We start from the raw sequence: 22585 nt of genomic DNA, 5'->3' as shown, positions 1-22585 counted from the left end.
TGGGGCAGGGTAGAACAAAACAGCACGCCCGTATTCGTCCTATGAACCACCTTGTTCTGTGAAGGGCGCTGTCTGTTCGCCCCTGCCACCCATCAGCACAGCATCTTCGGCCAGGAACGCACTGATTTCATCGGGGCTTCCTCGATGGAGTGCCTGGACGAATAGACTAAGCAGATAGTGATAGGTTTCCTGAGACACAGTAAAGCGCGGCTGTTCGCCGCGCAACTGTATCTTTGCACGGCTTACCAGTTGCCGGCATGCCACTTGATTTTTATGCAGCGTTTTAGCTATCTGGTCGTAATCGGTATCAAAAATCTCGTGCATGAGAAAGGCCGCGCGTGCTTCGTGCGAGAGTCGTTCCAGCAAGGCCAGGTATGCCATTGACATATCATCCGCGCGCTCGTTGATTTCTTGGGGCGTTGCGGGCAATTCTGTCATCTGAGATCCGCGCCGCCATAATTCTGAACAGCATTCACGCTGGATCTTGAGGGTACGCAATCTATCAATGCACAACCTTCTGGTGACCGAGACCAGCCAAGCTTCCTCATTGTCGATCTTTGGCCCGGCAGCCTCGTTCCATCTGAGCCAGGCATCCTGAACGACGTCTTCGGCGTCGGCGAGTGATCCGAGCATGCGGCAGGCAATTTTTTCCAGTCGCCGGCGAAGTCGATTGAAAGTGTGGCTATCGGCGCCTGTAGCTCGCCTATTTGTGACACCTGAAGGGATGCTGGACATGGGGAGTTTTCCTTCAAAAATCAAACATAGGCACTGAGCTGTGCGACAAATATAAATGACCAGTCGTCTTTAAATGGAGTAAAAAAACTAGATAAATCACTCCAGAATGAGCGGTAATGTCGTGTTGAGAAAACGCTGAAACGAATTGCTATTGCGTTCTACCTTGGTCCGCAATGCCGCGCCTTCCCAGCTTTCTATGATGATCGCGGCCAGCTTGTGCGCGTCTCGCTGTTTGGAAACGCCCGTTTTGCTGGAGGCTTCTCCTATGCAAAAGGCTAACGCAGCTTCCCATTTTCCCAGAATATGCGCCAAGGTTGCTCGTACTTCGTTGCTGTTATTGGCCAGCTCCAGGGAGAGGTTCCCTATGAGACAGCCTATTGCGAACTGATTCAACGCGTGTTCGTCCACAAGTAGTTCAAAAAAACGTTTAATGCGCGCCAAGGGTTTTATGCGTGCGTCATACAGTACGGGACCCAGACGATTTTCAATATCAGTCCAATATGCTTGCAATATGGCAGATGCAAATGATTCCTTGCTATCGAAATAACTGTAGAAGGATCCCTTGGGAATGTTCGCCGCAGCCGCTATGTCTTGAACGCCACACGCATGGAACCCGACCTTATGCACCAGGCGCCCGCCGTCGGTGAGAAGGCGGTTGAGAATCTCTGGATTGGGACGTCTGGACATAGTGTAATCTGATGATTGGTAGTGATAAATATAAATGACCAGTCGATTATCGTCAATGATTTTTTTTTGTGAAATGGATGGCGATCGGAAAAGCCAGTAGCACAAGCTTGAATTTTACTTGTTCTTTGATGGGCTCGGTTTCAATCTACTTGCGTCCCAGTATTTGCGCCAGGTTGAGTTTCTTGCTGCCATATTGTGAGCCTACAGATGCCGCGCATATACTTTGCGGGACTACAAAAAGCAAAAGGTCAGGTAATTTGTTTATGAACCAATCAACGAGTTTCCCACCCGCCGCATCGGAACTGCTTCCGCGTCAGCTGGACATTGTGCAGTGCGCCAAGCAGCATGGTTTTGTGACAATCGATGCCTTGGCTGAACGCCTGGGAGTTACGACCCAGACGATCCGCAGGGATATCAATTATCTATGCAGCCAGGGCATTTTGTCGCGCTTTCATGGGGGGGCGGCCTTCCGTTCAAGCATTGTGAATTTGCCGTATGAAACCCGGCGCGACTCCCTTTCTCGCGAGAAGACACGAATAGCGATGGCGGTTGCAGCGGAAGTTCGTGATGAAACATCCGTCTTCATAGACATCGGCACGACCGCCGAGGCGGTGGCAATGCAGTTGGTGAAAAAGCGAAATATGAGGGTTGTCACCAACAATCTGAACGTGGTCGATATTATGCGCGCCAGTGAGGGTGTGGAAATCATCGTGAGTGGTGGAAGCGTACGGGTGGCTGATAGGGCATTGGCAGGGGTTGCTACCGCCGATTTCATCCGACAATTTCATCTTGATTATGCTGTTTTGGGTGTCGTGGCCATATCCCGATCCGGTGATATTCTGGATTTCACGATGGAGGAGGAGCCGGTTACTCAAGCGATTCTTGGCTGTGCACGTAATGCTTACGTAGTGGCTGACCACAGCAAATTCGATCGTAATGCCATGGTCAAAGTTGCGCATGTGTCTCAAGCTTCCGCTGTCGTTACGGACGCATTGCCTGATGAAGGGGAATGGCTGCGTTGCCTGTCTGATGCTGGGGCGCGGGTGATTGTGGCGCCGATGTGAGGATCTGCCTTTCGTTCATGTAGCCGACAGCTTTCCAATTTGTTGGCGGCAGCCCTTGCGGCCTTAGCTTAGCGCCGCAAGGGTTTTTTACTTTTCATGGTTGATGGGCAATTAAATGAATCAATTTGTCCATTGGTGACTACACCTAATTACACCATCTGAATGTTCATTTAAATTCATATATGTTCAGAAATGAATAAAAATATGACGTTCTCGTTGGTATTCGATCTTTTCGTCAATCAATAAGATAATTTGTGTACTTGAAGGTGACATGATGATGTGGATGCGTAGTGAGGTCCTGACTGGGGCGTTATACGGAGGTGCCTGGTTGAGTCTCGGGTCCGCCATAACTGCGGAGATCGCCGGACAGGCTGGATATGATTGGCTGCTGATTGACATGGAGCACGGCTGCGGCGACTACAGTGACTTGATGCATCAAATGCAGGCGCTGGGCGCCTCGTCCAGTGGGACCATCGTGCGTGTACCCAAGGCAGAAGCAAGCATTTTCAAGCGCGTGCTGGATATGGGGCCTGCTGGCTTGATGGTGCCTAACGTAACATCCCCGGAGTTGGCCAGGCAGATTGTGGATATGGCCCGGGTTCATCCCATGGGCAACCGAGGCGTTGCCCAGACCACCCGTGCAAGCGGTTATGGTGCGGTGTATGAGCAATACATCTCGAGTGTGAACGACGGTTTGCTCATCGTCGCGCAGATTGAGTCGCGACAGGCCATGGATCAGATCGAAGATATTGCGGCTGTTGATGGCATTGATGTCTTGTTTGTTGGACCTTTGGATCTGAGTATTGATTTGGGGGTGAGTCACGACAGTCCGGAATATCTGGCGGCGATCCACAAGGTTGCCGTGGTAGCTAAAAGTCACGGGAAGATTGCGGGGGTTCTGGTACGAAATGATCAGCAGGCAACCGCTTACCGCGATTTGGGTTATTCATTCATTGCGATGGGCTCGGACCGTGGCCAGGTGATCAGTGGCATGAAGCAAAATGCCAGTTTTTTCAACAGAATGCGAAGTGGCGCCAGCCACGCGGCCTGAAGGTAAGAGTACTTGTGAACGCGCTCTCTTTCTTGGCCATCGACCTAGGCACTCAAAGCCTACGCTTCAGCGTTATCGACAGCACGGGCGGGCGACTGTGGGAATGGTCGGCGCCGGTCGAGTCGTTCATCAAGGGTGATATTTTTGAACAGTCTTCTCAGCAATGGGCCGCTCTTTTGGATGAGGGGTTGTACAAGGCCGGACGTGAGGGGTTGAGGCCGGATGCGATAGCCGTTGCCGCGCCGTTGGCTGGTTATGTTGCATTGAGTCAGGACGGTCAGGCCTTGACGCCGGCAGCCATGTATCCGGATAAACGTAGTTCGTCCTATTTGGGTCAGGTTGAAGAAATCGTCGCTGGTCATTCCGGTGCGAATCCGTACGGCTTGCGCGCTTATATCCCGGATCCTCTGCCACATTATCTGCGTATACGAGATCAGTCGCCTGAAGTTTTTGCACGCATGCGGCATCTGCTGGACGCCACGGGATGGATCAATTGGTATTTGACAGGCTGCCATACTCTCAATTACTACACCGCACTCCGTCTCTATGACAATGCCGTACGCGAAACGCTAGGTGTGCGGGACGGAGTCTTCGGTGATTTGGTCGGGATAGGCGCGATCATTGGCCCACTGGGGGCCGATCTTTGCGAGCGATATAGATTGCCTCCGGCTCCTGTCGTTGCAGCGACGTTCGACAGCAAGACGGCCTATATCGGCAGCGGCATCAAGGATCCTGGCGACGCGCTGGATCTGTCTGGCACCGTCACATCATTCGGCGTTCTCTCCACCACACCGCTTTCCGATTCAAAGCGAAGAGTATATTCAGTGCCATTTTCTTCCGGTGCATTTCTGGCCCGAGGATCGACGGCGTCCTCTGGTGGAACCCTGGAATGGGCCCGCAAAGAGCTTTTCTCAGATAGCTTTGAAGTTATTGACGAAGAAATAAGCAAGACGCAAGCGAGGATAGACAGTCCGATTTTCCTGCCTTATCTCGCTGGTGAACGTACTCCTTTATGGAATCCGTATGCGCGTGGGGCTATGCTCGGCTTGTCGCTGGATGCCAGCAGCCGCGGCATGATGGCAAGAGCGGTTTATGAGGGCCTTGCATACTCTTTGTTGCACATTATTCGGTCGCTAAAAGATCAGCAGGTCGAGGTTAACCGCGCCATCGTTGCAGGCGGACTGGCTCGTAACGATGTTCTTTGCCAGATCAAGGCAAACGTACTGGGTTTGCCACTGACTCGTTTTCAGGACAACGAGCTGACGACGATAGGGCTGTGTGTCATTGCCGGCCTGGCGTTAGGTGCATGGCCGGATCGCGCCGCAGCGGCCCGTGCTTGTTCAACAAGCGACAGGATTTTCACACCTGAAATGTCTGAGCACGAAATCCATTGCGTTAATTTTCGCCGCTACCTCGAGTTTGCTTCTGCGCTGGAGCCTACGTTCATCCCTCAAGGCCGGGAGGGGGTATGAACTACAACTTTCAATACAGGGAGATTTGGCAAAACTGGGATCAGTTACTAAACGGCGTTGTGACGACGTTGCAGCTCTCTGCATCCGCCATGGTGATCGGGCTTGCGATTGCGATTATCTGCGCCGTACTGCGCATGACATCGTCCAGGTCATTAGGGTGGCTTGTGACGTTCTATGTCGAACTCATCCGAAATACCCCTTTGCTTGTTCAGGGATTTCTCATTTTCTTTGGACTGCCATGGCTTGGGCTGCGTCTGGATTCGAACACTGCTGCGTTGATCGCACTTTCGGTCAACGTAGGGGCCTATGCCACCGAGATCGTACGTGCGGGCCTGGAGTCGGTCTCGAAAGGTCAAATCGAGGCGGGCCAGGCCCTGGGCATGACTCGTTGGCAGATCTTTTTGAAGATTGAGTTGTTTCAAGCCCTCGCCGCTGTCTTTCCTTCGATAAGCAGCCAGTTCATTCTGTTGCTGTTGGCGTCTTCATTGATGTCGACTATAGGCGCCTCCGAGTTGACCGGCGCGGCGAATGACATCCAGTCACGCTCTTTCAGAAGCTTTGAAGTCTATATCGTGGCGACGGCGCTGTATTTTGTGATGGCCGTTGCGTTTTCAGGCCTTTTTTCGCTCATCGAAAGGTGGATCTTTCAGGCCCGTAACCTGTCCAGGAGCAAATCCTGATGCGCGCATTTGAATGGCTCGATATGGCATCGTTGGTACTGGCCTTGCGCTGGACGGTTTTGCTGTCTGTCATCGGCATCTTAGGGGGCGGCACGCTGGGCTTGATCGTTGCGCTTGGCAGGACCTCCAGCGGTCGAATGCTCCGCATAGTGTGCTTGTTATATATCCGCATATTTCAAAGTACTCCGCTGTTGATGCAGTTGTTCCTGGTTTACTTCGGCATCAGCATATTGGGCGTTTCCGTGGACCCCTTGACAGCTGCGGCGCTCGCCCTGTCACTGAATGCGGCGGCGTTTCTAGGAGAAATATGGAGGGGCTGCATCGAATCTGTTCCGCGTGGGCAAGATGAAGCCGCTCAGGCACTGGCGCTGAGATCCTGGCAACGGGTATTTCTGATTGTGCTTCCGCAAGCGGTGAGAATTGCAATTCCTCCCACCGTGGTTTATCTGGTGCAGCTGATCAAGAACACGTCATTGGCATCCATCATTGGCTTTGTTGAGTTGACGCGCACGGGCCAGATCATCAACAACGCGACATTTCAACCCTTTCTTGTGTTTTCGCTTGTGGCCTTGTTGTATTTTGTTTTGTGTTGGCCGATTTCCCGGTATAGCCGGAAGCTGGAGCTTCGCTTCGCGAAGTGATGGGACGCGGAGCCATATACGCTGAGTTTTTAGTATCGATGTCACATGAAACCAGGCGTCGATTCACGGTGCCCAGCAGCCCAAATCAACAAAATGGCAACTGGGATTTCAATTCTGGAGGAGCTAGCAATGAATCTGAGATTACTAAAAAAAGCCCTATCGGGCGTGGTTCTGATGATGGGTTTGGCGGTTGCCGCGCAGGCGCAGGCAGAGGTCACGGTGGATGATATTGTAAGTCGGGGCAAGCTGCGTGCCGGCATGTTGGTTGACCTTCCGCCATTTGGGGTCACAACGGCAGATGGGAAGCCGGATGGACTTGATGCGGATGTCGCACGGTTGATGGCCAAGTACCTGGGAGTTGAACTGGAAATTGTGCCGGTGACCGGGCCAAACAGAATCCCTTATCTGCTCACCAATAAAGTGGATGTGTTGACAGCGACCTTTGGCATCACGCCGGAACGCGCTAAGCAGGTAATGTTCTCAATTCCTTACAGCCAGCTTGAAATGATTGTCATGGGCCCAAAGAGCCTTGAGATGAATTCCTATGAGGATACCGCAGGACACACCATTGCGACTCCGCGTGCCAGTACATCCGACATTCCTTTGACTAAGTATGCGCCCAAGACAGCGAAAATTCTTCGCCTGGATGATGACGCGACCGCTGCACAAGCTTTATTGTCTGGACAGGCTGAGGCGTTGGGGACAAATCAGCTTATATTGGCGCAGCTTGCCAAAGACAACCCCAAGTTGGAACTCGAGAAGAAATTCACGCTCGCACGGCAGTTTCAAGGGGTGACGCTGAGACGAGGTGATTACGACCTGCTGCAATGGACGAACACCTTTATTTACGCCATCAAGAACAGTGGCGAGCTGGACACGATTACCCAAAAATGGCTTGACACCCCTCTACCCGAATTGCCGACATTCTGAGTGAATACTGGATAGCGGTGACATCGTGTCTCTGGATGTCATCCCATCAAGTACGGTTGCCATCCTGGGCGAATCGCCAACATGTAGAAACTCGAGGAGGCTGTATGGTCAGAATCAGTGGATTGCAAAAATGGTTCGGGAAGTATCAAGCACTGAGGAACATCAATCTGGATGTTGCGAAGGGTGAGCGCATTGTCATTTGTGGTCCATCCGGATCAGGGAAATCCACGCTGATTCGCTGTATCAATCGTCTGGAGTCCTGGAAGGAAGGCGAGATCACTGTCGACGGGGTTACGCTGAGCGATGAGCAGCATGTGATTGATGAGGTTCGTAAAGAGGTGGGAATGGTGTTTCAGCATTTCAATCTCTTTGCGCACTTGACCATCTTGCAGAATTGCATGTTGGCGCCCATGTGGGTCAAAAAAGTGCCGCGAAAGCAGGCACGTGAACTCGCCATGTATTACTTGGATAAGGTTCGAATCCCAGAACAGGCAGACAAGTATCCCAATCAGTTGTCAGGGGGGCAGCAACAGCGGGTAGCGATCGCGCGCGCCTTATGCATGCAGCCTCGCGTCATGCTATTTGACGAACCAACATCCGCCCTGGATCCAGAGATGGTAAAGGAGGTTCTGGATACCATGGTCGGCCTAGCGATGGAAGGAATGACCATGCTGTGCGTTACCCACGAAATGGGTTTCGCTAAACAGGTTGCAGACCGCGTAATATTTATGGACCGCGGGGAGATTGTCGAGATGAATAAGCCTGACGAATTCTTTTCGGCGCCACAGCATAGGCGTACCAGGGAGTTTCTGGGAAAGATCCTACATTGATTTTTTAGCATACTGGCTCTTCTGTCAGTGTGCTGGTACTTTTACCTGGCCGCCGCTTCCTCCAGCCCTTTCAGATAACCACAAAACATATCGGCCATGGCGTTGGAATAGGCCCGAATTTCCGCTGGGGTGCGGCGGCTTTCCGAAAAGTGCTTGCCGACTTTGCTGAGCGTTGTGGTGATCAGGTCGCCCGCCAATGCGCGGGTGCGTTTTGATGCGTGAGGCAGCACTTCCTGCATGAAAACAGTCATCGCCCGATCTGATGACGAACGTGCAGCCTGCGCTTCGGGGGCGTCGCGATAGAGCGGGGCAGCATCATTGAGCGCCACACGCATTTCGGCTTCATCGCACTCCGATTGAATAAAGGCGTGAACCAGTGAACGCAGCCTTTCGAATGGCGGCTTGCGCATATCCTCAAGAATGTCGCGCAACATATCAGCCGTCTGCTGCCACTCGTCGCTTTGTAGACGAAACAGAATGGCCGCCTTGTTCGGAAAGTACTGGTACACCGAGCCAACGCTGACGCCCGCTCTTTCCGCTACCCGTGCTGTGGTAAAGCGGTTTGCCCCTTCTTTCGCCAAAACCTGAGCAGCGGCTTGCAGAATTGCTGCGACGAGCTCGGTTGAACGCGCCTGTTGGGGCTGTTTTCGTGAAGCGATTTGCAGGCTTTGGCGATTGTTCATGACAGTGTGATGGCAGGAAGGTAAATGCGAATAGCGAATGCGACGATTTGATCGTATTCTTTTATTGTGATGAATTAATCGCATTTTAACTGTAAGGCCGAAAGACACACAACCATGACCCTGCACTTGGCCGCTGACCTGCGCGACAATGGTGGCGGACGGCTGATCACCAGTGAGTTTGAACCCTCAAAAGTGGCGCGTGTAGCGGCGCATCTGGTCGACGCTGGCCTCAGTGATCTCGTGGAAATCCGTGAAGGAGACGCACTCAAGACGCTGAGCGTCAATCTTCCCGAGACGATCGATTTTCTACTGCTTGATGGGGCCAAGGCACTCTACAACGATATCTTGAATCTACTGGAAAGCCATCTTAAACCGGGTGCCCTCATTGTGGCGGACAATGCCGACTACAGCCCCGATTATCTGGCGCGGGTGCGCACGCCCAACGGGGGCTATCTGTCAACACCATTTGCGGAAGATGTCGAGTTATCGTTGCGGGTCAAGTGAGATGGATATGCATGTTTTATTTGATTTGCCCGTTTTTTTACCAGACAATGCTCAAGAGTCGAATTACAGGCGATTGCGGGGGAGGGCCGATGGGGGTTGCTATGCGTGTGGCGCAAGACCAAACTTTGCTCAAGGAGCGCGCTGCGAATGCAATGCGTGAAGCCATCATGAGCGGCGTATTGGCACCAGGCCAGAAGCTGGTGGAGCGAGCGTTGTGCGAGCAGCTGGAAGTCAGTCGATCCTGTGTGCGTGAAGCATTGCAGCATTTGCAAAGCGAAGGGCTTATCAAGATCATCCCGCACAAGGGTCCGGAAGTGGCCGCTATCTCCAAAGAAGAGGTGATGCAGCTATATGCGGTTAGAAGGAAACTCGAGGGCCTGGTTGGGGCCAGCTTCTGCGACAACGCCACATCCGAAGAAAAAGATCAGTTACGAAATCATGTAAAAATGTTTTCCAGATATTTCGACCAGCCAGACAACCCCGATCTTCTCCGCTTGAAAAATGAGTTTTACGGCATCCTCATCAAAGGAGCCGGTAACGAGGTAGCTGGCGCCATGCTGCGTCAGCTCAATAACAGGGTAACGATGCTGCGTCGCATCTCCATGACTCAACCGGGCCGTCTTCGCAAGACCATTAAAGAATTGGAGGCCATTGTGGCCGCCATTGATCTGGGCGAGCCTAAAAAAGTCGAAAGGCTTTGTGAGCAACATGTGCACAATTCCGCCCAAAATCTCCTGCGCACTTTATGAGTGCGCGTCGATAGTTCAGGGGGAGCCACCATCCCCTGATTCTTGACGTACTACGAGTTAGATGCGCAAGGCCCTCATGCGGCGCCAATTCGGTTACGATTGACGTGAAACCTAATGGGGCGACGCATGGCTATAACATTCCAGCGCGTGTTCAATGTTCGTCGCGCAGAAGTGCTGCCGGTGGCCTTCGCGATTGCGTTCTTCTTTTGCGTTCTGACTGCGTTGATGATGCTCCGGCCTGCGCGTGAAGCGCTGGGTATGCGGGGTGGGCTGGATACTGTCCGATGGCTGTTTGTCGGTACCGCGATTGCAACACTGCTGGTCAACCCAGTATTTAGCACCCTGGTCAGCCGATTTCGGCGGATAGTATTTATTTCCGCTACCTATCTGTTTTTTGCAGCCAGCCTGGCCGTATTCTATCTGCTGATAGTGTTGACGCCTGAAGTTATCGGCCTGGTTACCGGGCAGGTTTTTTACGTCTGGTTCAGCGTCTTCAATTTGTTTTCGTCCATGGTTTTCTGGGCGCTCATGTCGGACAGGTTCTCCCTGGAGCAGAGCAAGAGGTTCTTCGCGTTGATTGCCGTGGGCGGAACCTTGGGCGCCATTTTCGGACCCTGGCTTGCTTCTGTGCTGGCAGCTCCGCTGGGTACTGCTTCCTTGCTGCTGGTCTCCAGCGGCTTTTTGATACTGGCGCTATGCATGGCCGGTGCGTTGGTACGAGTTCAACCTGCACAGGCAACGCAGGGCACAGATGGCCGTTCTTCCAGCGTATCCGTGGCCGACGATGGTGTTATTGGCGGTGGCGCATGGGATGGCATCAAGGCAGTATTCCAGTCAAGGTATTTGTTGGGTATTGCCGCCTACGTGGTAATTCTGGCCATCATGGCAACCTTTCTTTACTTTATACGTTTGCAAATGGTGGCTGCGCTGGGTGATGAAGTGGATCGGCGTACAACGCTGTTCGCTCAAATCGATTTGATCACGCAGGTTGCAACGTTGGTGATTCAGGTGTTGGTGTCAGGCCATTTAATGAAACGTCTGGGCGTTCATATTACCTTGGCATTGCTTCCGATCACCGCGCTTTTTGGTTTTGTGGGCCTTGCGCTAGTAGGCTCATTAGCCGCCTTGATCGTGTTCGAATCAGCCTTCAGGGCGGTTCAGCGCGCGATTATGCGTCCGGCTCGAGAAACCTTATTCACCGTAGTCAGTCCAGAGGAAAAGTACAAGGCCAAAGCGTTTGTTGACACCTTTGTTTATCGTGCCGGCGACGTCACAGGCGCTCAGTTGGAGGGCGCGTTGGGCCGCCTGGGCATAGGCCTGGCGGCAGTGGCTAGTGTTGCTGTACCTCTTGCAATGGTCTGGGCAGCGCTGGCGCTTTGGCTCGGTCGCACGCAGCAAAGAATGGCTGCTCCAGACCTTCCTTCGCAGATGGCCAGGGATTTACCTTCTTCACTTTGAACCAGGATAAAGGACTTCCATCATGATGACTCGTCGCAATTACTTAAAGCTATGTGTGGCGGTTGGCGCGGGATCCACGCTCGCGCCAGGCCTGCTGTGGGCGTCTCAAACGGGTGCTTTGATTACACGTCCCATCCCGTCCTCCGGTCAGCGGTTGCCGGTAGTAGGTTTGGGCAGTTCCGCGACATTCTCCAGCGCGGCGGGTGGCGAGGACGTTCAGGCGTTAACGCAGGTGTTTCGCGCTTTTGTCGAACAGGGTGGATCCGTCTTCGATACGGCGCCCAGTTACGGTGCGTCTGAAGCAGTGTCCGGAAAAATCGTCAATGAGCTCGGCATCAAAGACAAAATCTTCTGGGCTACCAAGCTGAACGTGGCTGGATTTGGAGGCGGGAAAGCGGATGTTGGGCACGCCCGGGCCCAGATCGAAGCGTCATTCAAAGCGATCGACAACCCTGTCATCGATTTGATTCAGGTGCACAATCTCGGCGATCTGGGCACCCAGTTGCCGGTTCTGAAGGCGCTGCGTGAAGAGCAACGAATTCGCTATATGGGCGTGACGACAACGTTTCCGCGTCAGTACGAACAGTTGGAAAAAGTGATGCGCGAAGAGCCCCTGGATTTTATTGGCGTGGATTATGCAATTGATAACCGCGTTATGGAAGAGCGTATTCTGCCGTTGGCGGCAGACCGCGGCATTGGGGTTTTGGTGTACGCGCCATTTGGCCGCACGCGGTTGTGGAGCCTGGTCAAAGGGCATGATGTGCCAGCCTGGGCCACCGAGTTGGGTATCCGTTCGTGGGCGCAATTTTTCCTCAAGTTCGTGATCTCTCACCCAGCGGTGACGTGCGCAACGCCTGCCACCAGCCGCCCCAGGAATGTGATCGACAATATGGGAGCCGCTTTTGGAGACTTGCCGGATGCGGCGACACGCGAACGCATGGCGGCGTATATACAGGCGCTTTGATCTTGTAAGGTTGCAAGGTGTGCAAGGCCATCGTCCTGGGCGCTTTCTGTCGTCAGGGCTCCCAACCATCCCAGTTATGGCATTATTGCGGCCAAAGCACTGTCTACTGCATTGTGGGTGAATGCTGAGTAGTGCTAAACGCTATGATCTACTGTTACGCGGGCGTTGGAGGCTGCATGGACAATATGGGTATACAGAATAAAACCAAAATTTGTGTGATTGGGGCAGGAGCTATAGGCGCCTACCTTGGCGTGCGATTGGCACACAGCGGCGCTCAGGTCAGCGTCGTGGCTCGCGGCAAAACTTTGGAATCCATTCTCGCGCGCGGCTGGGTGCTGGAGGATGGGGGAGAGCGGTTGGTGGCGAAGGTGCAGGCTGCATCGGATGCGCGTGAGTTTGGTCCGCAGGATATTGTCATTATCTCGGTCAAGGCATATGCGTTATCGGATATTGCATCGATGGTCCCGTCGCTTTGTCACGCCGATACGATTGTCATCCCGGCCATTAATGGCATCCCGTGGTGGTTCACGGACGGGCTCAGCAACAGCGAGCGGCTGCCTCGTCTTGAATCCCTTGATCCTCAAGGAGCCATTGCCAGCGCAATTGAAGCCAGCCGTATCATCGGCTGTGTGGTCTATGCGTCCTGCTACAGCCCGGAGCCAGGCGTTTCGCACCATAGTTCCGGCGAACGACTGGTATTTGGGGAAATCGGTCGGTGTCCGGATGCCTTGAACTCGAACAGATTGGACCGTGTGGTATCTCGGTTCAATGCAGCCGGCCTCAAAGCCGAAGGCACACAGGCCATTCGACAGGCGGTGTGGGAAAAGCTGCTGGGCAATGTCTGCTTCAACCCCATAAGTATGCTCACGGGTTCGCCGACAGATCTGATGATAGAAGATTCTGCGACTTATCATTTATTTGTTGCAATGATGGAAGAGGTCATAGCGGTAGGCGCGGCACTGGATATCCCTGTCGAGATGACTCCGCAGCAGCGTCTCGCCATCACACGCAAACTGGGTGGCATAAAAACCTCTATGCTGCAGGACACAGAAGCAGGCCGCCCGGTAGAAGTAGAAGCGATTGTCGGTGCCTTTGTTGAGCTGGCCGAAAGGCTGAAAATGCCTACGCCAATCGCCTCAACAATCTACGCGCTGGCACATATGCGTGCCAAGACACTAAAACTGCTCAAAGAATGAAAGGCCTCTTTGCCGAGAGTATGGGGCCTCGATACGGGTAGCCCGACTCGATAGCGTTGTGCATTGTGTATATAGCGCAGGGTGATTTGATCCCTGCGCTGACATCGGAGCTCAGGGCAGCTCTACTCACACTGCCCCAAACGCCACTGCCTTGGCGACATTCCCGTCTGCGCCTTGAATGCCCGCGATAGCGCAGCCTCGCTACTGTAGCCCACCTCTTGAAGAATGAGTTTCAACGGTTGGCCCTTGAGCAGGGACTGTTGAGCCAGCCCAATTCGCCATCGCTGCAGATACACACCTGGTGTGCAACCGACGCTGTCCCGGAACACATTGGCAAATACACTGCGTGACATGCCAGCGCGGGCGGCGAGGGCATCAAGCGACCATTCCCGTTCGGGGTTGTCGTGCATGGCCACCAAGGCGTTGCGCAGACGGGGATGCGACAAACCCGCCAGCATGCCGGCCTGAGTCTGCCCTTGCTCCATGAGATGCCTGAGCACCTGGATCAGCAGGACCTCGAAAAGGCGATCAAGCACTGCCTGGCGTCCGCAATTCTGCTTGAATGCCTCATCGAACAGCAGCGACAGCACGCCGTCAGCGCCCTCCAGTTCGTCCAGAGGCAGGCAACTGACGGGTGGAAGTGCTGCGCAGATGGGATTGGCGGCGCCGCCGCCGAAACTCAAATGCGCACAGGCAAAATCAGCACCGTGTTCGGAATCGGTGACGAAGCGATGCGCCATCGGTCGCGGATAAAGCAGCAGGCTGGGCCGAGTTACCTGCAGCGCCATGATGCCGCCGTGATGCACCTCCACTTTTCCGCGCTGAATCAAATGCAGTTGGCCTGTCGTACCATTACCGTCCAGTTCATTCACTCCGCATAAGGCGCCGGTATGAAAAACATGCGCACTGACTGAGAAGTGTTCCAGTAGTGCGGCAAGGCGGTCAGTCATGAAAATACTCAGGGTTAAGTTATTAGGACTAATTGATCCCAATCGTATCATGTTAGGGCGCATAGTTACTCCTGTCAGCCGCAATCACTTTTTTGTTTTTATGTCGGCTGCACCCCTCACAACTTTCAACAGGAGAATACTCATGAATGTCTTCAAACGCACGCTGGCGCTTCCCGTTCTTGCCTTGGGCGTTTCAGCGCCAGGCCAAGCTGCGCCATCGGATCCAGCCGTACTCAATACTCAGATCGTGATGACTGAAAGCACCATCACCACAAACGACGGTGTCCGGCTGTACTACAAGGATTGGGGCCCGCGTGACGGTCAGGTCGTCACGTTCAGCCACGGCTGGCCGCTGAACTCGGACAGTTGGGAATCGCAAATGATCTTTCTGGCCTCTCAGGGTTATCGCGTCGTGGCGCATGATCGACGTGGCCACGGCCGCTCCAGCCAACCCTGGCATGGCAACGACATGAATCATTATGCGGACGACCTGGACACGGTGATCAAGGCATTGGATTTGAAGGACGTGACTTTGGTTGGCTTTTCCACGGGTGGCGGCGAGGTTGCACGCTATATCGGTCGCCACGGTACGAGCCGTGTAAAAAAGGCTGTGCTCGTCAGTGCGGTGCCGCCGCTGATGCTGAAAACACCTGACAATCCTGGCGGACTTCCACTTGAAGTGTTTGATGGTTTGCGCAAGGCATCACTGGAGAATCGCTCTCAGCTGTATCTGGATCTGGCTTCAGGACCTTTCTTCGGCTTTAATCGCCCCGGTGCGAAGCCTTCTCAAGGTTTGATCCAATCGTTCTGGGTGCAGGGCATGCAGGCTGGTCACAAAAACACCTACGATTCCATTGCGGCTTTTTCAGCGACTGATTTTCGAGAGGATCTGAAGAAGTTTGATGTGCCCACGCTGGTAATTCACGGCGACGACGACCAGGTGGTGCCGATCGACGCTGCCGCGCGAGCATCAGCGCAACTGATCAAAGACGCTACGTTGATCGTTTATCCCAACGCACCTCATGGCCTGACGGATACGCACAAAGATAAGCTCAATCAGGATCTGCTTGACTTCCTGTCGCGCTGAGCAAATCTGGCCTGCAGACTTAAAACTTGTATTGCAGGCCCGCGACAAACAGATTGTATTTCTGGTGCCCAAGATCCACGTGCCACGGTGCAGTGGGCAGGTGCACACCGGGGTAGTCCGTTGCGCCAAATTTATAGTCTGTCGCGTTGATTGACAGATATCTGTATTCCGCAAACAGGCGGACGTTTTTGGATATCTGCCCCTTGAAACCCGCTTTCAGTTGCATGGCAAACGCCGTATCTGACGCGTCCGGATCGGAGTTGAAGTGGTTGATGCCGGGTTCCGAGGGGTTCGCAGAGTCTGATCCTTTGATGGACAGTCTGGCCATGCCGGCGCCTATACCGATATAGGGAAACACCTTGTCGGAGTAGGGCGTTTGAAAGGTCGCAATCGCGTTGGCCAAAAAGACGCCGGCCGTCATGGGGATGGTTACATACTGTGTGCCTAGGGCACGCGGCTTGACCGGCATCACGCCTGTGGGCGAATGCTTTCCGATGTAGATGCCTTCAAGCTCCGCGGCGGGTTTCAGGCCCCATGCCGAACCGCCAAAATCCCAGCGCTTCCATTCGTAACCTGCTTGAGCGCCGCCCAGTGAAACATGGGTGCTATTTCCGGTGGAGCCACTAGCATTGATGGGCAGCGACCGCGTGGCGTTAAGGTGAACCGCTCCTCTTTGCTGCAGGGTTGCGCCAAGCGAAGCGCCGACTCCGCCGAACACGCCCACGTAGATGCCCTGATCATTTATCGTTTCCGCTGCCAGGCTCGAACCAGCGACCGCTGAGCCTATGGCCAAGGACAAGATACTTTTCGAATTCCACATGTTTTTCCCCGCGAGTGCTTGTCGTGCGGCAATGATTTGCCTTTTATTGTGCTGAATAGATCAGGCGCAGGGGTGCTGCGCCTGACAGGCGTCTCAAGTGGCAGCCGGCCTGCAGTCTTTGCCCAGGTTCTGCTGGATTATTTTCAGATCGGCATTGTCCGTCATGCCATCGTGGTTAAAGTCGTACCAGCTGGAATGACCGCCGTTGGTGGTGTGAAAGTGCTTCCAGTTCTCGATATCAGTGTCATCGACGACGAGATCAAGATTGCCATCCCCTGGGCATTCTATGTTGCTGGCCAGCAGTGCGTCCAGGCTGGATACCAGCGCCGCGTAATGTCGCTGCTGTTCAGGCGTCAGGTGTTTGCGGCTCAAAAGATTGTTGGGCGCATTGTCCAGTTTGGGAAGTGGTGTAGCTTCATTGATTTCGTAGAACTCATCGGTGGATTCCAGTTGGCCGCTGGCGCAGTTCAGGCGCTCGATACGCACCAGCTTGAACTGATCATCGCGTAGCGCTTTCTGAGAGTCCGGGAGGATATCGACTGGGTCGTCTCCTTGCGATACCAGATACTCATTGACCTCGCAGCAGTTTTTCAGCCCCGTGCTGCCTGCGACTCCGTCAGGACCGTACCAGATTCCGCCCTGATCTGAGCACACGCCTTCCTGCGGAAATACCTGCACGCAAACATTGGACGATGGAATGACGCAGGGCGGGGCCGGTTCGGCGTTGATGGACGCAATATTGTTCCCCATTTCGGTGTAGTTGGTGCTGCGGATGCTTGCACGATCAGGTTCGGTCAGATAGGGCAAAACCGGCTGTGCGTCCAGCCCTCGTGCCTTGGGCACAGTCTGTTGGACATCGATGCCGGCAAGCTCTCCAAACAGGCTGAACATATCCGCGGAATTCACCATGTGGGGAATATCGCGGTTTGGCTCTCTCACCATGGGACCGGCAACGATCAAGGGCACCCATACGCCCGTCTGATAGGGGAAGCCTTTGGCGCGCGTGGGATTGAAGGGCGCTTTTACACTTGGCGCATAGGTGCCGTTGTCGCCGATGATAATGACGACGGTATTGGTGTCTTCGGGTCGATAATCCAGGGTGCCGTCGTCATTATGTCGCGCAAGACCTGTCTCCACGAGCAGGCGACCTATTTCTTTGTCCATTGCTTCGAGCATCTGGTTCGTCAGCACGCGCTGCTCCTGGGCATCGGTGCACGTATAAGTGCCCGTCTCGGTCGATCCAGCGGGCAGCAGTGAAACCGGAGGAGGTTGCACGGGGGTGTGGATGGCGGAGTAGCCGAGGCTGAGCATCCAGGGCTGGTCAGGTGCCTGCTGATTGATCCAGCGGACAGCCGCATTGGTTTCAGTCGTGGACCGATACCCGCGGCTGCGCGCATCGGCGACGGGCACAACCTCAACACTGCCATCAGGCTGGTTGATAATCAGCTCGCTGGTGTAATAGCCATTTTGGGTGCCAAACCCAAGATAGGAGGGCGGTGTCGCGTGACAGGACTGGCCAGGATCAAAGATGCCGCCGCCTTCCAGGCAAATACGTCCAGGCGTTGTGAATTTCGCTGTGGACATTGCTGTGCAAGTACCGTTGGGTTGGTAGCATGCGCCCGCATCGGCGCCGTTTGCAGGATCATCCTGGGTGTTGGGGACGAAGCCGCAGCCATAAACGCCGGGGGCGCCCACGCCGCCAGCTGTCGTGTCGATGGGGTATGGGCCGCCGTCCAGATAGCCTTCAAAATAATCCCATCCCAATGCGTGCATGACACCGTCGCCCAATGGGTTGTTGTCAGCGTTGAGATTCGAACCAGAAAGATGCATCTTGCCAATCACTGCATTGGCGTATCCTTTTTCTTTCAGGACATTTGGGGTCGTGATTTCGTAGGGAGATACCTGGGAATTCGCGAGATCAAGCGCAACAATCGCGTTTTTTATATTTGTCCGGAAGGGATAGCGCCCCTGAAAGTACGTGGCCCTGCCCGGCGAGCATGTGGGCATGGACCAGGCATTGCGAAAACGCACGCCCGCATGGGCAATGGCATCAATATTCGGCGTTTGGGCGGGCGTAATCCCGCCATACCCAAACACAGGCAATTGATCAACGCCCAAATCATCCAGCACAACAAAGAGAATATTGGGCCGTTGAGGATCCGGCTGCGGATCGTTCGACGCAGTATGGTGACTGCTGTCGCATGCGCTTAGGGTGAGCGCGGCAAAGGTGACAGCGAGCGCAGTTGAGAGCGTCTTGTACACAGGAGTCTCCAGTGGCGCTTTCAACAGTCTGTACCGCTGTCGAGGCACTGCTGCATCGAAACAGTGCCTACCCAGCTAGCGTGTGCGCCTGATTTTAATTGTAAGTTTCGGAGAAAATCGTAACATAAGTTTTACAACAGGTGCCAGCTATTTTGCCCTTTCGGCGTTTGCACTCACGGCGAAAATTCCCAACGTCCAGTCTTGTCGCCGGCCAATACCAGCTGGTTCGTGTGGTGTTTGAGCAACGTGCTGCGGTGTCCGACGCTGGCCAGCATCAGTTGGGGCAAGCGTAGCAGCACGAGTCGATACATCGCTGCTTCCAGGCCTTCGTCCAGCGCTGAGGTGGCTTCGTCCAGCAAGGCGGCTTTGGGCTGCAAGAGCAGCAGGCGTCCAAATGCAAGGCGTTGCTGTTCTCCCAGTGAGAGTATGCGGCTCCAATCGGCGATTTCGTCCAAACGCTCAGCCAGGTGTCCCAACTGAATGTCATTGAGTATTTCGTAGACGGAGCCATCGCTATCCGTTGGCGTATTTTGCACGTTCGATGATAGTTGCGGGTAATACAAGGCGCTGCGCAGGGTGCCCAGGGGCAGATAGGGTTTCTGGGCAAGGAACAAGGTGTCGTGTTCGGGGCGGTAGATATCACCCGTGCAGTAAGGCCACAATCCGGCGATCGATCGCAACAGGGTTGTCTTGCCTGCGCCAGAGGGTCCGCGTATCAGCAGTGGTGCGCCCGGGACAATCTCCAGATTCAATCCTTGCAGAATCAAATCACCGTTAGGCGTCGTCACCGTCAGGTTGCGAGCGGCAAGTCGATCCCCGTGTTCGTGCAGATTTGGGCTCGGCAGTTGCTGGACCTGTCCGATTGCGCGAGTAAAGCCGCTCAGTCGATTGAGGGTTGCGCGGTAGGTAGCGAACGCATCATAAGCGTTACGAAAAAATGAAAGATTGTCCTGAAGTTGGCCAAAAGCCTGTGCCGTCTGCATCAGATCTCCCAGGCTGATTTGCCTGGAAAAGAAGCGCGGTGCTTGAAGAATGAATGGGAAAACCACTGCAGCCTGAGTAATCGAAAAGTTGAACCCAAGAAACTTGAGGGATCGGTGCACGATGGCCCAGGCATTGCTGATGACATGAGCAAAGCGAGTACGAAGTATCGCGCCTTCTACTTTCTCTCCGGCGTAGAACGCGATGCTCTCTGCGTATTCACGAAGCCGCACCAGTGCGTATCGATAGTCGGCATTGAAGCGTTCGTTCAGGAAATTCAGCTGGATCAGCGGCCGGCCTATCCAGATCGCAAAAACCGTTGCGGTGATCACATAGATAAACACCAGGAACACCATGCCGCGAGGAATTTCAATGCTGCCGATGGCGACGGGGCCGGATAGCGTCCAAAGTATCAATGTGAAGGCGAAGGTGGATACCAGGGCATTGACAACGCCTAGCGACAACGTCAACGAGCCTTGCACGAAGTCGGAGACATCCTGCTGTATGCGCTGGTCAGGATTGTCTACCGGGGAGGGGAGATACTGCGTACGGTAATAGGATTGCCCGTCAATCCATTGGGTCAGCAGTTTTTCGTTAAGCCACACCCGCCAGCGAATGATGAAAGCCTGCTGAAGATAGAAGTCGAGCAAGGAACGCAGCACATGAGTTACTGCCAGCAGTCCGAATAACGCCATGGCAGTCCAGAATTCATGCTCATCCAGACGCTGTAGAGCGGTGTACATGGTGTTGTACCAATTTGAAAACAACACCTGCAGTCGCACTGCGCACAGCGTAAGTAACAGCATGAGCGCCAGTACGGCGAGTGGGCGCCAGTCGCGCCGAGGAGAAAAGTACCCGGCGGACAAACGCCAGAATTGTCGGCCCCATGCCGTAAAACGTGTCAGTATCCATACAACAGGTATCGCGACCGCCAGGGTAATACCATATGCCTGGGCTACCCATATGCCGCTTTCGGTCAACGTATTGTTCCAGTTCATCACATTTACTTGCTGTCTTTTTGTTAAAAGCTCTAAAGACAGAATGCTATGGAAAATAGTTCAAAGAAATGATTGGTTTTTTTCCTCAGTCTGCGGTGTCGTCCGGCACCAGTCCAGGCGTAGAATGATTGCTGGCGCGTCACAGGATTAGCGCGCCTCAGCATGTCGCTCCAGACGTATATAGGCGGGATCAATATGAAAAAATATTTCAAGGCGATGAGAGCACTTTGCCTGATGGCTGCTGGAGCAGGGCTAGCGGTGTTGTCAGGCTGCACGCCGATGATGGCTGGTCAAGTGGCCGAGGCGGGCTATACCGCCGCAAAAAACACCTTAGGCGTGGGCGATCTGTCGTCAAGGGGGGCCGAAGAAAGGCAAGGACGATTGCAGGCCATCATGAACGCCATCGACATCGGCCAGGATGTGAAACCCGTGCTGGAACAAATGGGAGAGCCACCCAAGATCAAGTCGGGCAATGCCTACGGCTATACATGCTACGAGTATCCGTCCGTGTATTCGGCGGAAGAGGCTGCGGTCATTGTCGCTCAACAGGACAAAGTCGTTTTCTATGGCAGCTCGCGATGCAGCAATGAAATGCAAGATGCCAATTTCAGGAGAGACGGCAAGTATATGGAGAGCAAACTCCCGCAGGCCGTCGAGCGTACAGACACAGCGTCGCCACAGCCGGAGGCGAGCACCAAGGTCGCGCCGTCGCAGCCAGAAGACCACAATCGGGCCGAGCCGCCTAAGGCAAGCGGATCTGGGCTGCCGCAGTTGGGTGAGCAGACGGAGACTGAATACCCGGGTAGCGAGCCGGCTGCAGATTAAGCCGCGCTTGTGGCGCTCGCTCTGCGCCTGAGATAGTTTTGAGCCAGCACGACACAGACCATAAGTTGGATCTGATGAAAGATGATCAATGGCAACAAGGCCGGGCCGATGGCGCTGCTGTTGAACAGCACCTGCGCCATGGGCACGCCGGTCGCCATGCTTTTCTTGGAACCGCAAAAGACAATTGTGATTTCATCTTCGGTGTTGAATTGAAAGTGGCGGGCCAGCGAGGTCGTGGCGTAAAGCACCAGCGCCAGCAGTGCGCAGCATACGACTGTCAGGATGAGCAGCGACGTTACCGGTACTGTTTGCCATAGACCACCGGTCACTGACGCGCTGAACGCCGTGTAGACGACCAGAAGTATCGAGGTCTGATCTACGTTTGCCAGGCGGAAACGGTTGCGGTCCACCCAGTTTCCAATCCAAGGCCGCAAGAAGTGGCCTGCCAGGAAAGGCAGCAGAATCTGAACACTGATGTTCGCAATGGCATCGACGGTGGACGCAGCGCCCGCATCGGTTTTCAGGAACAAGCTCAAGAGTAGGGGCGTGAGTCCGATCCCGATCAGACTGGACGCGGATGCGCTGCAGACCGCGGCTGGAATGTTGCCGCGCGCGATGGCGGTAAAGGCGATGGCCGACTGGACTGTTCCGGGCAGTACGCACAGGTAGATGACGCCCACGTACAGCGGCTCACCCAGCAAAGGCTCCAGCACGGGTTTGAGTGCATAAGCAATGCAGGGGAACATGATGAAGGTGGAGGCAAACACCATCAGATGCAGGCGCCAGTGGGTGGCGCCTGCAACGATGGCTGGCCGGGACAGCTTGGCGCCATGCAAGAAGAACAGCAAGGCAATCGCCAGGCTGGTGATCCGTTCGAAGATGAATGCGCCCTGGCCGTGTGCAGGGAACAAGGTCGCTGCGACGACGATGGCAATAAGAATCAAAGTGAAATTGTCGAAGAGCAGGCGCAGGCGACTCATTAGGGCTGAACTCACAGAGTGTGGAAGAGCGGTTGTGG

Annotated in this window: 21 protein-coding genes and 1 pseudogene; 14 read left to right on the top strand and 8 right to left on the bottom strand. The window is 54.3% G+C overall.

The annotated features are described in order from the left end of the window. Positions 1-39: 39 nt before the first annotated feature. Both ERE07_RS13995 and ERE07_RS13990 read right to left on the bottom strand, forming a co-directional pair. A complete protein-coding gene (locus ERE07_RS13995; RefSeq protein WP_130009644.1) occupies positions 40-735 on the bottom strand; it encodes a sigma-70 family RNA polymerase sigma factor in 696 nt (231 codons plus the stop codon). A gap of 96 nt (positions 736-831) precedes the next feature. Next, on the bottom strand, positions 832-1527 hold the full coding sequence (locus tag ERE07_RS13990; protein WP_245153714.1) for a TetR/AcrR family transcriptional regulator: 696 nt from the start codon (positions 1525-1527) through the stop codon (positions 832-834). Between the two features lie 158 nt (positions 1528-1685). Here ERE07_RS13990 and ERE07_RS13985 point away from each other — a divergent pair, with 158 nt between their 5' ends. The 7 genes from ERE07_RS13985 to ERE07_RS13955 all read left to right on the top strand — a co-directional run bounded on the left by ERE07_RS13985 (position 1686) and on the right by ERE07_RS13955 (position 8090). Then, positions 1686-2486, top strand: a complete 801-nt coding sequence (locus ERE07_RS13985) for a DeoR/GlpR family DNA-binding transcription regulator (protein ID WP_167670905.1) — start codon at positions 1686-1688, stop codon at positions 2484-2486. A 328-nt stretch (positions 2487-2814) separates the two neighbouring features. After that, a complete protein-coding gene (locus tag ERE07_RS13980) occupies positions 2815-3537 on the top strand; it encodes an HpcH/HpaI aldolase family protein (RefSeq protein ID WP_167670903.1) in 723 nt (240 codons plus the stop codon). 14 nt (positions 3538-3551) lie between these two features. Beyond that, positions 3552-5009 carry a xylulokinase gene (locus ERE07_RS13975; RefSeq protein ID WP_130009641.1) on the top strand — a complete coding sequence of 486 codons (1458 nt, stop codon included), beginning with the start codon at positions 3552-3554 and terminating at the stop codon, positions 5007-5009. Beyond that, positions 5006-5689 carry an amino acid ABC transporter permease gene (locus ERE07_RS13970; protein WP_130009640.1) on the top strand — a complete coding sequence of 228 codons (684 nt, stop codon included), beginning with the start codon at positions 5006-5008 and terminating at the stop codon, positions 5687-5689. Before ERE07_RS13975 ends, ERE07_RS13970 begins: the two co-directional genes overlap by 4 nt. Continuing rightward, positions 5689-6330: an amino acid ABC transporter permease gene (locus ERE07_RS13965; RefSeq protein ID WP_167670902.1), complete on the top strand. Its 642-nt coding sequence runs from the start codon at positions 5689-5691 to the stop codon at positions 6328-6330. The genes ERE07_RS13970 and ERE07_RS13965 overlap by 1 nt, the downstream gene beginning before the upstream one ends. A 129-nt stretch (positions 6331-6459) precedes the next feature. Beyond that, on the top strand, positions 6460-7260 hold the full coding sequence (locus tag ERE07_RS13960) for a transporter substrate-binding domain-containing protein (RefSeq protein WP_130009638.1): 801 nt from the start codon (positions 6460-6462) through the stop codon (positions 7258-7260). A 104-nt stretch (positions 7261-7364) separates the two neighbouring features. After that, positions 7365-8090 carry an amino acid ABC transporter ATP-binding protein gene (locus tag ERE07_RS13955; protein ID WP_134762183.1) on the top strand — a complete coding sequence of 242 codons (726 nt, stop codon included), beginning with the start codon at positions 7365-7367 and terminating at the stop codon, positions 8088-8090. A 41-nt stretch (positions 8091-8131) separates the two neighbouring features. Here the strand turns inward: ERE07_RS13955 and ERE07_RS13950 are convergent, their stop codons facing one another. Then, a complete protein-coding gene (locus ERE07_RS13950; RefSeq protein WP_130009636.1) occupies positions 8132-8773 on the bottom strand; it encodes a TetR/AcrR family transcriptional regulator in 642 nt (213 codons plus the stop codon). Positions 8774-8890: 117 nt separating this feature from the next. On the opposite strand from ERE07_RS13950, the pseudogene ERE07_RS13945 reads away from it, so the two are divergent. The 5 genes and pseudogenes from ERE07_RS13945 to ERE07_RS13925 form a co-directional block, all read left to right on the top strand. Continuing rightward, positions 8891-9277 (top strand): annotated as a pseudogene (locus ERE07_RS13945) (O-methyltransferase); the annotation flags it as partial. 11 nt (positions 9278-9288) lie between these two features. After that, the gene (locus ERE07_RS13940) at positions 9289-10026 is read left to right on the top strand and encodes a GntR family transcriptional regulator (RefSeq protein ID WP_245153713.1); all 738 of its coding nucleotides are present in this window, start codon (positions 9289-9291) and stop codon (positions 10024-10026) included. A gap of 126 nt (positions 10027-10152) precedes the next feature. Further along, positions 10153-11484 carry an NTP/NDP exchange transporter gene (locus tag ERE07_RS13935; protein WP_130009634.1) on the top strand — a complete coding sequence of 444 codons (1332 nt, stop codon included), beginning with the start codon at positions 10153-10155 and terminating at the stop codon, positions 11482-11484. Positions 11485-11506: 22 nt separating this feature from the next. After that, complete coding sequence (locus tag ERE07_RS13930; RefSeq protein WP_130009633.1) at positions 11507-12448, top strand: aldo/keto reductase; 942 nt, start codon at positions 11507-11509, stop codon at positions 12446-12448. A gap of 143 nt (positions 12449-12591) precedes the next feature. Beyond that, entirely contained in the window at positions 12592-13644 is a 1053-nt protein-coding gene (locus tag ERE07_RS13925; protein WP_130009632.1) for a ketopantoate reductase family protein, read from the top strand. A gap of 122 nt (positions 13645-13766) precedes the next feature. Here ERE07_RS13925 and ERE07_RS13920 read toward each other — a convergent pair whose 3' ends face one another. After that, a complete protein-coding gene (locus ERE07_RS13920) occupies positions 13767-14594 on the bottom strand; it encodes an AraC family transcriptional regulator (protein WP_130009631.1) in 828 nt (275 codons plus the stop codon). 142 nt (positions 14595-14736) lie between these two features. Between ERE07_RS13920 and ERE07_RS13915 the strand changes: the two genes are divergently transcribed. After that, positions 14737-15681 (top strand): alpha/beta fold hydrolase, encoded by a 945-nt coding sequence (locus tag ERE07_RS13915; protein WP_130009677.1) that lies wholly within the window; start codon positions 14737-14739, stop codon positions 15679-15681. 19 nt (positions 15682-15700) lie between these two features. On the opposite strand, the gene ERE07_RS13910 is transcribed toward ERE07_RS13915, so the two are convergent. From ERE07_RS13910 to ERE07_RS13900, 3 genes are all read right to left on the bottom strand, one after another. After that, positions 15701-16501: an outer membrane protein gene (locus ERE07_RS13910; RefSeq protein WP_130009630.1), complete on the bottom strand. Its 801-nt coding sequence runs from the start codon at positions 16499-16501 to the stop codon at positions 15701-15703. Between the two features lie 93 nt (positions 16502-16594). Further along, positions 16595-18763 carry a sulfatase-like hydrolase/transferase gene (locus tag ERE07_RS13905; protein ID WP_130009629.1) on the bottom strand — a complete coding sequence of 723 codons (2169 nt, stop codon included), beginning with the start codon at positions 18761-18763 and terminating at the stop codon, positions 16595-16597. Positions 18764-18936: 173 nt separating this feature from the next. Further along, entirely contained in the window at positions 18937-20742 is a 1806-nt protein-coding gene (locus ERE07_RS13900) for an ABC transporter ATP-binding protein/permease (RefSeq protein WP_130009628.1), read from the bottom strand. A 195-nt stretch (positions 20743-20937) separates the two neighbouring features. Between ERE07_RS13900 and ERE07_RS13895 the strand changes: the two genes are divergently transcribed. Further along, on the top strand, positions 20938-21567 hold the full coding sequence (locus ERE07_RS13895; protein WP_130009627.1) for a hypothetical protein: 630 nt from the start codon (positions 20938-20940) through the stop codon (positions 21565-21567). Here the strand turns inward: ERE07_RS13895 and ERE07_RS13890 are convergent. Next, positions 21564-22547, bottom strand: coding sequence for a bile acid:sodium symporter family protein (locus tag ERE07_RS13890; RefSeq protein ID WP_130009626.1), 984 nt, complete (start codon positions 22545-22547; stop codon positions 21564-21566). The genes ERE07_RS13895 and ERE07_RS13890 overlap by 4 nt on opposite strands. Between the last annotated feature and the right edge of the window lie 38 nt (positions 22548-22585).

The sequence above is a fragment of the Allopusillimonas ginsengisoli genome (genome assembly GCF_004153455.1).
Classification (GTDB): domain Bacteria; phylum Pseudomonadota; class Gammaproteobacteria; order Burkholderiales; family Burkholderiaceae_B; genus Allopusillimonas; species Allopusillimonas ginsengisoli.
This window is presented reverse-complemented; position numbering and strand designations above follow the sequence as displayed.

Excerpts from the sequence above, each read along its gene's own strand:
- ERE07_RS13915 (WP_130009677.1), top strand. The coding sequence starts at position 14,737 with ATGAATGTCTTCAAACGCACGCTGGCGCTTCCCGTTCTTGCCTTGGGC.
- ERE07_RS13950 (WP_130009636.1), bottom strand. The coding sequence starts at position 8,773 with ATGAACAATCGCCAAAGCCTGCAAATCGCTTCACGAAAACAGCCCCAA.
- ERE07_RS13965 (WP_167670902.1), top strand. The coding sequence starts at position 5,689 with ATGCGCGCATTTGAATGGCTCGATATGGCATCGTTGGTACTGGCCTTG.
- ERE07_RS13995 (WP_130009644.1), bottom strand. The coding sequence starts at position 735 with ATGTCCAGCATCCCTTCAGGTGTCACAAATAGGCGAGCTACAGGCGCC.
- ERE07_RS13930 (WP_130009633.1), top strand. The coding sequence starts at position 11,507 with ATGATGACTCGTCGCAATTACTTAAAGCTATGTGTGGCGGTTGGCGCG.
- ERE07_RS13910 (WP_130009630.1), bottom strand. The coding sequence starts at position 16,501 with ATGTGGAATTCGAAAAGTATCTTGTCCTTGGCCATAGGCTCAGCGGTC.
- ERE07_RS13920 (WP_130009631.1), bottom strand. The coding sequence starts at position 14,594 with ATGACTGACCGCCTTGCCGCACTACTGGAACACTTCTCAGTCAGTGCG.
- ERE07_RS13925 (WP_130009632.1), top strand. The coding sequence starts at position 12,592 with ATGATCTACTGTTACGCGGGCGTTGGAGGCTGCATGGACAATATGGGT.
- ERE07_RS13970 (WP_130009640.1), top strand. The coding sequence starts at position 5,006 with ATGAACTACAACTTTCAATACAGGGAGATTTGGCAAAACTGGGATCAG.
- ERE07_RS13955 (WP_134762183.1), top strand. The coding sequence starts at position 7,365 with ATGGTCAGAATCAGTGGATTGCAAAAATGGTTCGGGAAGTATCAAGCA.
- ERE07_RS13985 (WP_167670905.1), top strand. The coding sequence starts at position 1,686 with ATGAACCAATCAACGAGTTTCCCACCCGCCGCATCGGAACTGCTTCCG.
- ERE07_RS13900 (WP_130009628.1), bottom strand. The coding sequence starts at position 20,742 with ATGAACTGGAACAATACGTTGACCGAAAGCGGCATATGGGTAGCCCAG.
- ERE07_RS13895 (WP_130009627.1), top strand. The coding sequence starts at position 20,938 with ATGAAAAAATATTTCAAGGCGATGAGAGCACTTTGCCTGATGGCTGCT.
- ERE07_RS13940 (WP_245153713.1), top strand. The coding sequence starts at position 9,289 with ATGTTTTATTTGATTTGCCCGTTTTTTTACCAGACAATGCTCAAGAGT.
- ERE07_RS13890 (WP_130009626.1), bottom strand. The coding sequence starts at position 22,547 with ATGAGTCGCCTGCGCCTGCTCTTCGACAATTTCACTTTGATTCTTATT.
- ERE07_RS13960 (WP_130009638.1), top strand. The coding sequence starts at position 6,460 with ATGAATCTGAGATTACTAAAAAAAGCCCTATCGGGCGTGGTTCTGATG.
- ERE07_RS13935 (WP_130009634.1), top strand. The coding sequence starts at position 10,153 with ATGGCTATAACATTCCAGCGCGTGTTCAATGTTCGTCGCGCAGAAGTG.